The 14,101-nt window shown below is 59.1% G+C and carries 14 protein-coding genes; 9 read left to right on the top strand and 5 right to left on the bottom strand.

Annotation, left to right across the window (positions count from 1 at the left end; all coding sequences use genetic code 11):
* The first annotated feature begins 22 nt into the window (after nucleotides 1-22).
* From AC2FLE_RS16805 to AC2FLE_RS16785, 5 genes are all read left to right on the top strand, one after another.
* Nucleotides 23-1,213, top strand: coding sequence for an aminotransferase-like domain-containing protein (locus tag AC2FLE_RS16805; RefSeq protein WP_496698461.1), 1,191 nt, complete (start codon nucleotides 23-25; stop codon nucleotides 1,211-1,213).
* A gap of 44 nt (nucleotides 1,214-1,257) precedes the next feature.
* On the top strand, nucleotides 1,258-1,665 hold the full coding sequence (locus tag AC2FLE_RS16800) for a hypothetical protein (RefSeq protein WP_496698459.1): 408 nt from the start codon (nucleotides 1,258-1,260) through the stop codon (nucleotides 1,663-1,665).
* A 140-nt stretch (nucleotides 1,666-1,805) separates the two neighbouring features.
* On the top strand, nucleotides 1,806-5,261 hold the full coding sequence (locus tag AC2FLE_RS16795; protein ID WP_496698457.1) for a chromosome segregation SMC family protein: 3,456 nt from the start codon (nucleotides 1,806-1,808) through the stop codon (nucleotides 5,259-5,261).
* A gap of 54 nt (nucleotides 5,262-5,315) precedes the next feature.
* On the top strand, nucleotides 5,316-5,666 hold the full coding sequence (locus AC2FLE_RS16790; protein WP_496698455.1) for a hypothetical protein: 351 nt from the start codon (nucleotides 5,316-5,318) through the stop codon (nucleotides 5,664-5,666).
* Between the two features lie 162 nt (nucleotides 5,667-5,828).
* Complete coding sequence (locus tag AC2FLE_RS16785; RefSeq protein WP_271951405.1) at nucleotides 5,829-6,626, top strand: class II glutamine amidotransferase; 798 nt, start codon at nucleotides 5,829-5,831, stop codon at nucleotides 6,624-6,626.
* Nucleotides 6,627-6,646: 20 nt separating this feature from the next.
* On the opposite strand, the gene AC2FLE_RS16780 is transcribed toward AC2FLE_RS16785, so the two are convergent.
* From AC2FLE_RS16780 to AC2FLE_RS16770, 3 genes are read right to left on the bottom strand one after another with little or no spacing between them, the layout of a single operon-like run.
* The gene (locus tag AC2FLE_RS16780; RefSeq protein WP_496698454.1) at nucleotides 6,647-7,810 is read right to left on the bottom strand and encodes a lytic murein transglycosylase; all 1,164 of its coding nucleotides are present in this window, start codon (nucleotides 7,808-7,810) and stop codon (nucleotides 6,647-6,649) included.
* Nucleotides 7,811-7,821: 11 nt separating this feature from the next.
* Nucleotides 7,822-8,742, bottom strand: coding sequence for an adenosylcobinamide-phosphate synthase CbiB (cbiB, locus tag AC2FLE_RS16775; RefSeq protein ID WP_496698452.1), 921 nt, complete (start codon nucleotides 8,740-8,742; stop codon nucleotides 7,822-7,824).
* Nucleotides 8,739-9,704 carry a threonine-phosphate decarboxylase gene (locus tag AC2FLE_RS16770; protein ID WP_496698451.1) on the bottom strand — a complete coding sequence of 322 codons (966 nt, stop codon included), beginning with the start codon at nucleotides 9,702-9,704 and terminating at the stop codon, nucleotides 8,739-8,741. The genes cbiB and AC2FLE_RS16770 overlap by 4 nt, the downstream gene beginning before the upstream one ends.
* Before the next feature lie 183 nt (nucleotides 9,705-9,887).
* On the opposite strand from AC2FLE_RS16770, the gene AC2FLE_RS16765 reads away from it, so the two are divergent.
* Nucleotides 9,888-10,250, top strand: coding sequence for a response regulator transcription factor (locus AC2FLE_RS16765; RefSeq protein WP_142639202.1), 363 nt, complete (start codon nucleotides 9,888-9,890; stop codon nucleotides 10,248-10,250).
* Here the strand turns inward: AC2FLE_RS16765 and AC2FLE_RS16760 are convergent.
* On the bottom strand, nucleotides 10,232-11,221 hold the full coding sequence (locus AC2FLE_RS16760; RefSeq protein WP_496698449.1) for a glutathione S-transferase family protein: 990 nt from the start codon (nucleotides 11,219-11,221) through the stop codon (nucleotides 10,232-10,234). The genes AC2FLE_RS16765 and AC2FLE_RS16760 overlap by 19 nt on opposite strands.
* 212 nt (nucleotides 11,222-11,433) lie before the next feature.
* On the opposite strand from AC2FLE_RS16760, the gene AC2FLE_RS16755 reads away from it, so the two are divergent.
* Entirely contained in the window at nucleotides 11,434-11,787 is a 354-nt protein-coding gene (locus AC2FLE_RS16755) for a hypothetical protein (protein ID WP_142639206.1), read from the top strand.
* A 35-nt stretch (nucleotides 11,788-11,822) separates the two neighbouring features.
* Here AC2FLE_RS16755 and AC2FLE_RS16750 read toward each other — a convergent pair whose 3' ends face one another.
* Nucleotides 11,823-12,995, bottom strand: a complete 1,173-nt coding sequence (locus AC2FLE_RS16750; protein ID WP_496692190.1) for a MalY/PatB family protein — start codon at nucleotides 12,993-12,995, stop codon at nucleotides 11,823-11,825.
* A gap of 94 nt (nucleotides 12,996-13,089) precedes the next feature.
* On the opposite strand from AC2FLE_RS16750, the gene def (AC2FLE_RS16745) reads away from it, so the two are divergent.
* Together def (AC2FLE_RS16745) and def (AC2FLE_RS16740) are read left to right on the top strand one after the other, a co-directional pair.
* On the top strand, nucleotides 13,090-13,608 hold the full coding sequence (def, locus tag AC2FLE_RS16745) for a peptide deformylase (RefSeq protein ID WP_496698446.1): 519 nt from the start codon (nucleotides 13,090-13,092) through the stop codon (nucleotides 13,606-13,608).
* On the top strand, nucleotides 13,605-14,099 hold the full coding sequence (def, locus tag AC2FLE_RS16740) for a peptide deformylase (protein WP_496698445.1): 495 nt from the start codon (nucleotides 13,605-13,607) through the stop codon (nucleotides 14,097-14,099). The genes def (AC2FLE_RS16745) and def (AC2FLE_RS16740) overlap by 4 nt, the downstream gene beginning before the upstream one ends.
* Nucleotides 14,100-14,101: the final 2 nt, after the last annotated feature.

The raw sequence follows: 14,101 nt of genomic DNA, 5'->3' as shown, positions 1-14,101 counted from the left end.
ACAGGGCAGGAGGAGGCCAAGGATGACCCAGAATCTGTTTGCAACGCGGGCGTCCCGGATGAAAGCATCGGAAATTCGCGAGTTGTTGAAACTTCTTGATCAGCCGGGAATCATCTCGTTCGCCGGCGGCATCCCAGACCCAAACCTGTTTCCCACCGAGGCCTTTGCCCAAGCTTGTCAGGCCGCTTTGAATGCTGGGCCGCAGGCGCTGCAATATTCAGTCAGCGAGGGCTATGGTCCATTGCGCGAATGGCTTGTGCAGCATATGCGCGAGATCGGCGTCGATTGTAGTGTCGATAACATCCTGATCACCTCGGGATCGCAACAGGCTTTGGATTATCTGGGCAAGCTCTATTTGTCGCCAGGGGATACTGCGTTGATCGGCTGGCCGACCTATCTGGGGGCGATCAACGCCTTTGATGCCTACGAGCCCCGGTTCGACCGTCTTATGCTTAATGGCAATAGAGGTGCCGCCGAATATTCCGAAGCCGCAGGCGAGGGCGCGGTCAAATTCGCTTATCTGTCGCCTGATTTCGCAAATCCAACGGGTGAGACCGTTGACCTGCGCGATCGGGAATCCCTGCTGGATCTTGCCGATGATCTGAATATCGCAGTGATTGAGGACGGCGCCTATCAGGCTCTGCGCTATGAAGGAGATGCCATCCCTCCGGTTTTGGCGTTAGAACAGGCGCGAAAAGGGTCGATCGAGTCCTGCCGAACGATCTATTGCGGTAGCTTCTCGAAAACGCTGTCACCCGGTTTGCGCGTTGGCTGGGTGGTGGCCGCCAAGCCCATTATCTCGCAACTGGTATTGGTCAAGCAGGCGGCGGATTTGCATTCGCCCACGTTGAACCAGATGGCGGTTGAGCAGGTTGCCCGCGCGCATTTTGACACGCACATCCCGCTTTTGCGCCAGACTTATGGTGCCAGGCGCGATGCTATGCTGGATGCGTTACAACAGAACATGCCCGATGGCGTTCAGTGGACGCATCCCCTGGGTGGCATGTTCATCTGGGTGACTCTGCCTACTGGTATGAACGGGGCAGACCTGCTGGCCCGTGCGCTCGACACAGTGAAACTGGCCTTTGTGCCGGGTCGGGCCTTTTTCGCAGATGGTTCGGGCGCCAATACGATCCGGTTGAGTTTCTCGAACTCGGATGGGGATACGATCCGCGAAGGTATTCGCCGCTTGGGGATAGTACTTAGGGCCTGAGCGAAGGAAAGGTTCTGTTAACCAGTTTTGGCAATGATGCGGATATGATCCGGATTTTGTCTTTTCTGATGCTGGCTGCATGTTCGGCCGGGACCCCCCACTTTCGCGATGTTCAGGCGACGCGTATCGCTGTGAATGGCAGCGTATTTGATGTTCGCTTGCGCGGAGATCTTGCTGAAGCCGTTCGGGTCAATTCGCAATACGCTCCGCGTCTTGGCCCGATCCGCGAACGAGCGGCCATGGCGATGGCTCAGGTTTCGGGGTGCCCGATACTGGATGTCCTGGGCGACGCGGCCGTGACCGTTGGCGTTTTGGGTTGTGACCGCGCAATGGGCAAGCGGTTGCTGCTGACGGCGGTTTCAGTCCCGAATTACGAATGCATTGATACCGGGCTGTTTCAAGACCTTGGTAACGGCGACGGCTATCAGGTCTTTGAGTGTACAGCCTACTGAATCGCGCTTTTTCTTGCGGATTTAGGCAAGATGTTGTGGATAAGTGGGCCATATATCCCATATCCTGCGCGACTCCGTTGACTCACCCCCAATCCGTTGCGCAGACTTCGAAGGTATAGGAATCACGGGACCCATTGCCTTTGCGCTTTAGCAAACTCAAACTCACCGGCTTCAAAAGCTTTGTTGATCCGACCGATCTGATTATCGCGGATGGGTTGACCGGTGTTGTGGGCCCTAATGGTTGTGGCAAATCCAATCTGCTGGAAGCTCTGCGTTGGGTGATGGGGGAAAACCGACCCAAATCCATGCGCGGTGGCGCGATGGAAGATGTGATTTTCGCCGGGGCCGCCACGCGGCCGGCCCGCAATTTTGCCGAAGTTGTGCTGACCATGGACAACTCCGAGCGGCTCGCGCCCTCGGGTTTCAATGACAGCGACCAGCTTGAGATTGTCCGCCGCATCACCCGAGATGTCGGCAGCGCCTATAAGACCAATGGCAAGGATGTGCGGGCGCGTGATGTACAGATGTTGTTCGCCGACGCCTCAACGGGTGCGCATTCTCCGGCGCTGGTCGGACAGAACCGCATTGCCGAGCTGATCAACGCCAAACCGCGCTCTCGTCGCCGCATTCTTGAAGAGGCGGCCGGAATTTCGGGCCTCTATCAGCGTCGGCACGAGGCCGAGTTGAAGCTGAAGGGTACCGAGGCCAACCTTACCCGTGTGGATGACGTGCTGGAACAACTGGGCGGACAGCTGGCGCAGCTGGCCCGTCAGGCGCGTCAGGCCGCCCGCTATCGCGAAATCGGAGAGCAGCTGCGCCAAGCCGAAGGCATGTTGCTCTATCGTCGCTGGAAAGAGGCCGACATGGCCCGCCAGCAGGCCGAGGAAAAGCTGCGCGAACGCCTGACCGAGGCGTCGCGCGCCGAAGCTGATGCACGCTCTGCCGTCGCAAGTCGGGCGGAAATCGAAGAAACCCTGCCACCCCTGCGCGAAGAAGAGGCAATTGCCGCCGCCGTCCTGCAGCGCCAACAGGTGCAGCGGGATCAGTTGTCGGATCAGGAAACCCGCGCCCGTCAGACGATTGAGACATTGACCAATCGCATTCAGCAGCTTGGCAACGATATCGAGCGCGAGGCCGGGCTGAACCGCGATGCGGGGCAGATGATCGAACGGCTGGAATGGGAAGCTCGTGAATTGGCCAAGGCTGCCGATGGCCACGACGAAAAAGTCGCCGAGGCCGCCGAGGTCGCGCGCGAAGCGGCCTCTGTCCTGCAAGACCGCGAAGACCACTTGTCACAAGAGACTGAGGATATGGCGCGTCTGGTTGCGCGCCACCAGTCCGGCCAGCGATTGGTCGACGACAGCCGCAAAACGCTGGCCAGGTCGGAAGGTGAAGAGGAAAAGGCCCGCGCAGCGGTGGATGAGGCGAAAACAGCCCTGACCCGCGCCGCCGAGGCATTTGAGGCCGCGCAAGAGGGTGAAGAAGAGGCTCGCGAGGCCTCTGAAGCCGCCGAAGAGGCACTGGCCGCCGCTGACGAGTTACGCAATGAAACCCAGGGCCGCGAGGCCGAGGCGCGTGCGAAAAGATCCGAAGCTGAAGGTGAGCTGGGTGCGATCCGCGCCGAGACCACAGCTCTGGCCAAGCTGGTTGAACGGGATACCGCAGAAGGCGGGCAGGTGCTCGACATGCTGCGTGTGGCTCCGGGTTATGAAAAGGCATTGGGCGCTGCGCTTGCGGATGATCTGAGGGCACCCTTGGTCGAGGGCGACGGGCCATCAGGCTGGGTTCCGGTTGCTGGCTATGATGCCGATCAATCGCTGCCCAATGGGGCCGAGCCGCTGGCCTTGCATGTATCCGGACCGGATCGCCTCAGCCGCCGGATCGCGCAGATCGGTTTGGTTGACGCGGATCAGGGCGCACGCTTGCAAGCCTCGCTGAAACCTGGTCAACGGTTGGTTTCGCGTTCGGGCGACCTATGGCGGTGGGACGGATTCCGTGCCTGGGCCGAGGATGCGCCAAGTGCGGCCGCCCTGCGGCTTGAACAGCTCAACAAACTTGAGGCACTGAAACAGGAACTGGCCCGGACCGAGGCGCAGGCCGACGGGGCCCGCGCCGCGCACGAGACGCTGTCGCAACAACTGGCCGACGTGACCGAGGCTGATCGCCGCGCCCGCGAGGCACGCCGCGCCGCCGATCAGCGCATGGCTGAAACCGCGCGTCTGCTCAGCAGGGCCGAGGCCGATCGCAATCTGGCGCAGGGCAGGCTGGAAACGCTGGCGCTTGCCGTTGATCGCCACAAAGAGGATGCGATGTCCGCCCGTGCCCAGCTGCGCGAGGCCGAGGGCGCCTTGATCGGTCTGGGCAATCTCGACAATGCCCGCGCGCAGGTCGAAGACATCAAACAGACGGTCGAGGCGGCGCGGATCACGATGCTGACTCACCGCTCGTCCCATGACGAGCTGCGCCGCGAGGGCGAGGCCCGTACCCGCCGTACACAAGAGGTCACCAAAGACCTCAGCGGTTGGCGGCACCGCCTGGACAGCGCCGAAAAGCGGATCTCGGAACTGGCCGAGCGCAAGGAAAGTTCCGAGGAAGAGCTATCCGAAGCGATGGCTGCTCCGGGCGAAATCGCCGAGGCGCGTGAAGAGTTGAACGAATTGATTGAAACTGCCGAAGCCCGCCGGGCCGAGGCCGCCGACAAGCTGGCTGCCGCCGAGTCCCGCCAGCGAGAGATTGTGCTGGCTGAGCGCGAAGCGGAACGTTTGGCTTCGGAAGCGCGCGAAAGCCGCGCCGCCGCTGAGGCGCGCTGTGATGCCGCCAAAGAGGCCGTATCGGCAGCGGCCGAGCGTATCGCTGAGGATCAACAGCTAACCCCGAACCAGTTGCTGAACCAGCTGGATGTGAATCCCGACCAGATGCCGGCTGCCGATGCTCTTGAGGCCGAGGTCAACCGCCACAAACGCCAGCGAGATGCGATGGGCGCGGTAAACCTGCGTGCCGAAGAGGACAGCAAAGAGGTTCAGGAAGAATTCGACACGCTGAACGGCGAAAAGGCCGATCTCGAAGAGGCGATCAAAGCGCTGCGCAGCGGCATCTCCAGCCTCAACCGCGAAGGACGCGAACGGCTACTGACCGCGTTTGAACAGGTGAATTCGAACTTCGCCATGTTGTTCAAGCATCTCTTTGGCGGTGGCGAGGCCAATCTGGTCATGGTCGAAAGCGACGACCCGCTGGATGCAGGCCTTGAAATCATGTGCCAACCGCCGGGCAAGAAACTGTCGACGCTCAGCCTGCTTTCGGGCGGTGAACAGACCCTGACCGCGACGGCCCTGATCTTTGGCGTCTTTCTGGCGAACCCGGCTCCGATCTGTGTTCTGGACGAGGTCGATGCGCCGCTGGATGATGCCAACGTCACCCGGTTCTGTGACCTGCTGGACGAGATGTGCCGCCAGACCGATACGCGTTTCCTGATCATCACCCACCACGCGGTGACCATGGCGCGGATGGATCGTCTGTTCGGCGTCACCATGCAAGAACAGGGTGTCAGCCAGCTGGTTTCGGTTGATCTGAAGAAAGCCGAACAGATGGTCGCCTGACCTCTCACTGCAACGTTATGAGCGGTTTCGTATGAATTGGGTTAGGCTGCTGCCATGACCCGTTTCCTGATCATCGCCCTACTGACTGCTACCCCTTTAGGGGCCGCGGAATGGACGACCAAGCCCGATGACGTCCCTCTGACCCAACAAGAGTTGATGGCGCTGGCGGGTCGGACGCTGACCTTTTATGATGACGGGCAGTCGCGATACTCGGCTGGCGGGGCCTATTCCTATACCTATGCCAGCGGAGAATCCGCGTTCGGAACCTATTCCATCGCGGAGGATGGCAGTATCTGCGTGCAATACAGAAACGGGTTCGGTCGATGTGATCTTTATGTCCTGAGTGCTGGACGCCTGATCCTGATCACGGAAAAGGGAGAGCGTTTCCCGGTACGGCCCGAGTGACATTGAAGAAACCGCGGCAACTATTGAAATTGATCTGAATATGTGGGTTTTTGGTGGTCATTTAATCGTAATATTTCAAAATTAGATGGGGATCAGGGGCGAATTCTCACCCCGCGTTGTTGTAAGTTCCCGTATCAACAACGGATCAAAAGAGGCGGGTCGATGTGCAGATTTCTGGCTTGGGCGGGTGCGAAACGGTTTCTGGACGAACTTGTTATGGACCAGGAACAGTCGCTGGTGCATCAAAGCAGAAACGCCCTGATTGGCAAAACGCCAATCAACGCGGATGGTTTTGGGTTGGCCTGGTATTCCGGGCGCGAAACGCCGTGTTTTTACAAAGACACCAACCCGGCTTGGTCGGATGCCAACCTGAAACAGTTGACCCATCACACGAAATCGCACCTGTTCCTGGCGCATGTACGTGCCTCAACGGGGACTGCCACGTCGCGGAACAACTGCCATCCCTTTGGCTGTGGTAAGTGGAGCTTTATGCATAACGGGCAGGCCGGCGGCCATGACCGTATCCGCCAACAGCTTGACGGGATGATACCTAGCCACCTGTACGATCATCGCCTTGGCGCAACTGAAAGCGAGGCGATTTTTCTGATTGCCCATGGCGAAGGGTTGGACGCCGAACCCATCGCCGCGATGGAGCGTGCGGTGCACCGTGTCGAGGTGCTTGCCCGCGCCAAAGGAAGCCTACCCCATATGCGCTTTGCCGCCTGCTGGTCCGATGGAGATCGCCTGTTTGCTGCGCGCTATGCCTCGGACCGTTTCGCACCTAGCCTGCATTACAGGCCCTGCGATGATGGGATCATTATCGCGTCTGAGCCGCTGGATGCGAAGAATGGCGATTGGGCCGAGATCCCGGCAAATACCGCCATCGAAACACGCGGCGATAGGCTGCAGATGCATGTGTTTGAGCCGAACGGGCGATCTTTGGACGCCGAAGTCGCCTAGATCGCCGTATCGAAGAGCGACTAGAGCCGGTTCAACAACTCAGCCGTTGGCCAGGCATCCGCAGGCAGGCCTAGTCGTGCTTGCTCTGACTGGACAGCCGCGCGTGTCCCTGCGCCCAGAATCCCGTCGATCTTGCCCACATTATGGCCGCGCGCCTGCAGCTTGCTTTGCAGCTGCTTCATCTGTGCACCCGATAAGCCTTGGGCCGCGTTGCCCGCGTCATAGACCTGCGCCCCTTCAAGCCGGGTGCCGAAATAGGCTGCGGTCAGCACATAGACAAAGCTCTGATTCCATTCGAAATACACATCAAAATTTGGATAGGCCAGAAAGGCAGGCCCGTTATGCCCTTGCGGTAGGATCAGCGAGGCGGGCAGGTTGGACAGCGACCCGTTGCGCGCCTGAACGCCCATCGCCTGCCAGTCAGAAACCGAACGCGGTTTGCCCGGGCCCGATAGCGACCAATCCATCCGTGCGGGTACGGTGACCTCTTGCAGCCAAGGCTGATCCGGTTGCCAGCCCAGATGCGACAGCATCTTGGCGCCCGACATAAGCGCATCGGGCGCAGAGGTTTTTAGAGAAACCTTGCCGTCACCATCGCCATCGACTCCGTTTTCCAGAATGTCTCGGGGCAGCATCTGTACCATTCCAATCTCGCCAGCCCAGGCACCTGACGTGCGGGCCGGGTCGAAATTTCCCCGGCTGTACAGCTCAATCGCGGCGAACACCTGAGGCCGGAACAATTCTGGACGACGGCAATCATGCGCCAGCGTCACCAGCGCGTTGCGGGTGTTGAAATCCCCCTGAAACGCCCCGTAATCCGTTTCGAACGCCCAAAATGCCAACAGCACCCCGCGCGAGACACCATATTGTTGCTCGATCCGGTCAAACACCGCGTCGTATTTGCGCGACATGGCCTGACCCCGGTCGATCCGGTTTTGTGAAATCAGGTGTCGCGAAAAATCAATGAACGGTTTCTGGAACACGCCCTGTGCCCGGTCGGCTTTCAATACCGCGTTGTCTTGTTGCACACCTTTGAAGAAGGCATTGACGGTGGATTTGTCAAAGCCTTGCTGAACGGCCTCGGCCTTCAACCCCTTCACGAAGGAATTGAAACCCCCGCCACATTGGGCAAACGCAGGTGAAGCAAACAAGGCGGCGGCAACAAGGCCGGAAAGAAAACGCATGGACAGGTCCGTCAGATTATGAAGCTGACCCCAACCCACACTGACACGAGGCCAAGCGCAAGCCCCCATATCCTCCAAAGCATGTCACATGCGCGGAAAACCTCTGGCGCGCCGATGTCGCGCGGGGCCTCGCCGTTGACCCAGGCCAGATCCCTGAGCTGCCCGTCATAGCTGCGCGGCCCGGCAAGGGCCACGCTCAGCGCGCGTGCCATTGCCGCCTCGGGCCAGCCAGCGTTGGGAGAGATATGGCGGCGTGCATCGCTGACCATCTGATCCCATCTAGCCCATTGGTTTGACAAGATGACGATCAACAGAAAGGTCAGTCGCGCGGGGATCAGGTTGAGGACATCGTCCAACCGCGCAGCTGCCCATCCGAAATCACGGTATTTATCCGTGCGATAGCCGACCATGCTGTCGGCGGTATTGATCGCCTTGTAGACCAGAAGCCCTGGCAGGCCACCCACTAGAAACCAGAAGGCCGGCGCGATGACTCCGTCGCTGAGGTTTTCAGCCGCGCTCTCGATCGCGGATCGGGCGACCTGTGCTTCGGTCATGTCCTTGGTGTCGCGTGACACGATCATGGTGACCTTCGCGCGCCCATCGACCAGCGAGATCTGCAAACCCTCGCCAACAGCGCGAACATGTTCCACCAGCGATTTTTGTGCCAACAGCACAGCGCAGATGATGGTGCCGATGATCGGGCCAAGCAAAGACAGAAGCCCCCCAAGCCCAGCGGCACCTGCGACCAGCAGCGCGGCAACAGCTATGCCCTTGAGGCGACGGTACGAGCCATGGTTCAGGCGGTCGTCAAGCCACTCGATGAGTTTACCGATCATAACGGCGGGGTGCCGGACGCGCGACCACAGCCAATCCGGCTCGCCCAGTGCAGCATCCAGACACATGGCGCAGACCAAGATAAAGGCGGTGCTCACAGGGCCGCCTCAAGCCGCGCCCAGCCATCTGCCGGTGGCAGGCCAAGGCGCAGATAGGTTTGCGAATAGGGGAATACACGAGTCCAGATATGTGCGCGGGCCAGCCGGTCTTGCCAGGCGCTGGCGTCGTCGACCTGATAGAGCCGGAACAGGCTGGTGCCGCCGATCAGCTGCGCGCCTTTCTGCGTTACCATCCGATCCATCCGGGCGGCATCGGCCGCCAAAAGCAGGCGGGTTTCGTCAGCCCAGGCCGTGTCGCGCAACGCTTGCTCTCCGATCCGCAAGGCGGGACCTGAGACCGCCCAAGGCCCGGTCAGATCGTTCAAACGTGCGATCAGATGGGGGCGCGCGATGGCAAATCCCAGCCGTACCCCCGCCAGCCCCCAGAACTTGCCAAAGCTTTTTAGCACGATAACACCGGGCCGGTGGGCAAGATGCATCAGCGAGGCATCGGGCGTGACGTCGCAAAAGCTCTCGTCGATAATCGTCAGGGGGGCATCCACATCGCCCACGCTCCAGATGCGCCCATCTGGGTTGTTGGGGTGCACGATCACGCGCGCCTCAACTGGGCCCGAGTTCTGTAGCGTCCAGCCCTGCGCTGCAAAGGCGGCGGCATGTTCGTTATAGGTTGGAGTGGTAATCTGAACTCGGCCGGTTGCAGCCAGCGCAGGAATGCGGGCGATCAGAGCAGATGCGCCGGGCGCAGGCAGGATCTCTGCACCCTCGGGAACTGACCAGAAACTGCGGGCCGCATCGGCCAGCCGTTCAAATGCACCATGGTCGGGCAATTCCATCCAATCCGATGGGGTGAGCCCGGCAACCTCGTATGGAACCGGATTGATTCCGGTGGACAGGTCGATCCAATCGGTTCGCTTACCGCCATAAACTGACATGGCCCCATCCAGCCCACCGCCATGGTCCCGAGCGGCCCGCGGATTCAAATATCTATTTTCGCGCGCCATCGGGCCCCTCGCCGGAATCACCAAAATTTGCTTGTTTCAAGCGGATTTCTGCCGGTTTTACAAGCAAATCCGCGTGATCAGAGGTGTGCTCAGGCCTGGTTAACACTTTGTTAATGAATTCGCGTGAACACAAACCTTAGGGGTCGGCACCACTCACCAATATAAGTGCCGAGGTTGTTGATGATGAATGTACTGATTGTTGAGAGTAACCCTGATTTAGGTCGGGTCTGGAAAAGGCATCTTGAGCGACAGGGTGCCGAGGTCACGCTTGTGACCGGGCAAGAGGATGCGATCCTTGCCCTTTATGGTGCCGAATTTGAGATCATCGTGATGGATCTGGTGCTGGAAACCGGTAGCGCCTTGGCCGTGGCTGACTTTGCCAGCTATCGCAGGCCCGAGGCCCGGGTGATCTTCGTGACCAACACCACTTTCTTTTCGGATGGCTCGATCTTTGCCCATAGCCCGAATGCCTGCGCTTATGTGCAAAGCGGCACGCCGCCAGAGGATCTGGCGGCGATGGTTGAGCACTACGCGGCGGGACGCTGATCGCGCCCGTGGGGCTCCAGATAGTTCAGGATCGGGTTCGTCGGGATGATCCGGTGCGGGTTAATGCTCTCATGGCTGTAGTGATAGTGGCGCACGATATGGTTTAAGTTCACGGTCCGCGCGACACCCGGCCACTGGTACAGCTCGCGGGTATAGGCCCACAGGTTGGGATAGTCGATCAGACGCCGCCGGTTGCATTTGAAATGCAGATGATAGACCGGATCAAACCGGATCAGCGTGGTGAACAACCGCCAGTCGGCCTCGGTGATGCGGTCGCCCATCAGATAGCGGCTGGTGGACAGCCGGTCTTCGAGCCAGTCCAGAGTGTCAAAGAGCGGGCCAACGGCTGCGTCATATGCCGCCTGGCTGGTGGCAAAGCCGGATTTGTAGACCCCGTTATTGATGTCGGAATAGATGCGGGCATTGACCTGTTCGATTTCGTCGCGCATCGCCTCGGGCCAGTAATCATCGGTGTTCCCGGTGATCCCGTCAAAGGCCGAGTTGAACATCCGGATGATTTCCGAACTTTCGTTTGAGACGATGGTTTCCTGTTCCTTGTCCCACAGGATCGGAACGGTTACGCGCCCCGAATAGGTCGGGTCAGCCTTGGTATAGATTTGGTGGGCATAGTCCATTCCGTACAGTACGTCGCCCGCCGCCCCGTGTTCGTCGGTTGCAAATGTCCATCCCTTGGTCAGCATGTCTGGGTGTACGACCGAAACCGGGATCAGATCGGACAGCTCTTTCAGTTCGCGGAAAATCAGTGTCCTGTGGGCCCAGGGGCAGGCATGGCTGACATAAAGGTGATACCGGTCGGGCTCGGCATTGAAACCATCTTTGCCAGAGGGGCCGGCACTGCCATCGGCGGTCAACCAGTTGCGAAACTGCGCCGCGCTGCGCTTGAAGGCGCCGCCTGTGGATTTGGTATCATACCACGTGTCATGCCATTTGCCGTCGACCAATAGGCCCATGGTTGGATCCTCCGTAATGCGGTTTCCCGGAACATACGCTTTGAAGGGGACCGATCCTATGCGAGCCGCCGCGCATTGTGCCTGCGTTTTCGCACAGGTTGGAATGGGATTTCCGTGCAACAGGTTTGGATTCGACCGCGTTGAGTGATCGGCTTCACTGGATTTTTACAGTCTACGTTCCAAAATAGAGTCCGCTGCGGGGGAGTTTTGATATGAGTACCTATGTTTCCAAAGAAATCAGCGCCGAATTGGATGCTGCGCGAATCGCGAGTCTGAAGAAAACCAGCCGACTTCGTGTCGAATTGGGTGACAATACCTACAAAATTCTCCGATTGTGGAAGGATGGCTTCACCGTAGAGGCTGCAACCACGCCTCGATTGCGCGGATTGGTCGATATCTACGATGGCGCGCGTCACTTATATCAATGCCTGATCATTGCCGATGAATGTGAGGCAGGCGAAATGCGCTATGAATTCAAGCGCAGCACGGCCGCCTCCGACAAGGCCCCATTGGATTTCTATCGATCTCCGGACGCGCCCATCGCGCTGCTTGGAAACAAGGACTAGGCTTTTGCCCATCGGGTCTGCCGATGGGCATTCCGCTATTGCAGATCGGAAAACGCGTGTTTCAGCCGTTTGCTGGCCTCTTCAACACGCCCGCGTTGCGTCGCTAGATTGAACCGCTCGAATGTCTCTCCGCCCGCACCAAAGCCGGGGCCGGGCGAGGTGGCGATTTTTGCATCCTCGCGCAGACGCCGGGTAAATTCTGCGTGGTCCATTCCGGTGCCCGAGAAATCAATCCAAGCCAGATAGGTTGCCTGTAAGGGCATTGACCACAGGCCAGGGATTTCTGCGATTGCAGCGTCAAAGATTTTTCGGTTGCTATCAAGATGGGCGATCTGTTCATCCACCCAAGCGGCCCCTTCAGGCGAATAGGCAGCGGTGATCATTGCGACTCCCAATGCGCTGGGATCATAATCCAGTGTCTGGATTCGGTGACGCATCGCAGCGCGCAGGTCCGGGTCGGGGATGATCATATTCCCCGTCCGTTGACCGGCGATGTTGAAAGTCTTGGACGCTGCCGTCAGTGTCACGGTCCAGGGCCGCGCATCCGGCGCGGCGACATCCATCGGAACAAAGGTCGTGCCGGGATAGACCAGATCGTGGTGAATCTCGTCCGAAACCAGAATAAGGTCGTTCCGTTCCGCAAATGCCGCGACTGCGCGCAATTCCTCTGGCGTCCAGACCCGGCCCGAGGGGTTCTGAGGCGAGCACCACAAAAGCATCTTCTCGGTTCCATCCAGCCGCGACTGCGCGTCTTCCAGATCAAGGCCATAGCCGTCGCCGTCGCGCATCAAGGGGCATTCCACCACGCGCCGACCCGACTTGTTCACCTTATGTGCAAACTCATGGTAGACGGGTGTAAAGATGACCACTCCGTCGCCCGGACTGGTCCAGACATCGAGGCAGAGCGCAATCGCATTTCCCAGACCCTGCGACGTCAGAATCCAATCAGAATCGATCTCCCACCCGTGGCGGTTCTTCATCCACCATTGGATGGAATTCAGGTAGTCCGGGTGCATCCAGGAATATCCGAAAACACCGTGATCCGCCGCGTTACGCACAGCGTCGATCACACAAGGCGCCGTAGAATAGTCGGAATCGGCCGTCCACATTGCCAGACCGTCATCCGGCGAAAGGCCATACAGCTTTTCAAGCTTGTCCCATTTCGAACTGTTAGTGCCGCGGCGGTCGATCAGGTCGTTGAATGTCATATCTGCTCCATCTGTCCGGATGAAAGCTAGCCGCAAATTCGGCAGGTGCAAGGGGGGCGTTGCGGCTTAGGGCGTGATGGCCTAAATCAACCTCATGAAACGCAATATACTGATCCATCCCGACCCCCGCCTGAAAAAGATCTGCTCTCCCGTAGTGGATCTGACGGACGAATTGCGCCAGCTGGCTGATGACATGCTTGAGACGATGTATGATGCGCCTGGTATCGGGCTGGCAGCGCCTCAGATTGGGATGCTGGACCGGCTGATCGTTATGGACTGTGTCAAGGAAGAGGGCGAGGCTCAACGCCCGCTGATTATGTTCAACCCCGAAGTGGTCGCGTCGTCGGACGAGACGAATGTCTATGAAGAAGGTTGTCTTTCGATCCCTGAACAATTCGCCGACGTCACGCGCCCAAAGGTCGTGGACGTGGCTTGGATCGATCGTGATGGTAACGCGCAGCGGGAAACATTCGATGGCCTTTGGGCAACCTGTGTCCAGCATGAGATTGACCACCTGAACGGGAAGCTGTTCATCGACTATCTCAAGCCTATGAAACGCCAGATGATCACCCGAAAAATGCAAAAGCTGAAACGCGAGCAGGCGCGCGAATGACCGTTCGTACCTGCCTGCCATGGCCTGATAAGCGTCTGCGGACCAAAGCCGAAGATATCACCGAAATTACTGACGGGGTTCGTGCCATCTGGGATGACATGATCGACACGATGGAGGCGATGCCCGGCGTCGGCCTTGCCGCACCGCAGATCGGCGTGATGCTCCGGCTGGCGGTGGTCGATGGCTCGACCGAGCGGGGGCGGGCTGTGCGGCTGGCAAACCCTGAGATCCTGCACAGATCGGTCGAATTGCGCGAGCATGAAGAAGCCAGCCCAAACTTGCCTGGCGTGTCGGCCAAGGTGAAACGTCCCCGGGCTGTGACGGTAAAGTTCCTCAACGAAAAAGGCATCATCGACCGCCGTGACTTTGTCGGGATCGAAGCCACCAGCGTGCAGCACCAGATCGACCATCTAAACGGGCGGATGTATTTCGACAGGCTCAGCAAGGTCAAACGAGACATTCTGCTGCGCAAAGCTAAAAAGCTGGGGTAGGC

This window comes from Ruegeria sp. CDSA077, from assembly GCF_059612265.1.
Note: the sequence above shows the minus strand (reverse complement) of the source record. Positions and strands in the feature narration are given on the sequence as shown.

Bases quoted from the DNA above. Each gene is read 5' to 3' on its own strand.
- AC2FLE_RS16805 (WP_496698461.1), top strand. From the start codon at position 23: ATGACCCAGAATCTGTTTGCAACGCGGGCGTCCCGGATGAAAGCATCG.
- AC2FLE_RS16800 (WP_496698459.1), top strand. From the start codon at position 1,258: ATGATCCGGATTTTGTCTTTTCTGATGCTGGCTGCATGTTCGGCCGGG.
- AC2FLE_RS16790 (WP_496698455.1), top strand. From the start codon at position 5,316: ATGACCCGTTTCCTGATCATCGCCCTACTGACTGCTACCCCTTTAGGG.
- AC2FLE_RS16785 (WP_271951405.1), top strand. From the start codon at position 5,829: ATGTGCAGATTTCTGGCTTGGGCGGGTGCGAAACGGTTTCTGGACGAA.
- AC2FLE_RS16780 (WP_496698454.1), bottom strand. From the start codon at position 7,810: ATGCGTTTTCTTTCCGGCCTTGTTGCCGCCGCCTTGTTTGCTTCACCT.
- AC2FLE_RS16770 (WP_496698451.1), bottom strand. From the start codon at position 9,704: ATGGCGCGCGAAAATAGATATTTGAATCCGCGGGCCGCTCGGGACCAT.
- AC2FLE_RS16765 (WP_142639202.1), top strand. From the start codon at position 9,888: ATGAATGTACTGATTGTTGAGAGTAACCCTGATTTAGGTCGGGTCTGG.
- AC2FLE_RS16760 (WP_496698449.1), bottom strand. From the start codon at position 11,221: ATGGGCCTATTGGTCGACGGCAAATGGCATGACACGTGGTATGATACC.
- AC2FLE_RS16755 (WP_142639206.1), top strand. From the start codon at position 11,434: ATGAGTACCTATGTTTCCAAAGAAATCAGCGCCGAATTGGATGCTGCG.
- AC2FLE_RS16750 (WP_496692190.1), bottom strand. From the start codon at position 12,995: ATGACATTCAACGACCTGATCGACCGCCGCGGCACTAACAGTTCGAAA.
- def (WP_496698446.1), top strand. From the start codon at position 13,090: ATGAAACGCAATATACTGATCCATCCCGACCCCCGCCTGAAAAAGATC.
- def (WP_496698445.1), top strand. From the start codon at position 13,605: ATGACCGTTCGTACCTGCCTGCCATGGCCTGATAAGCGTCTGCGGACC.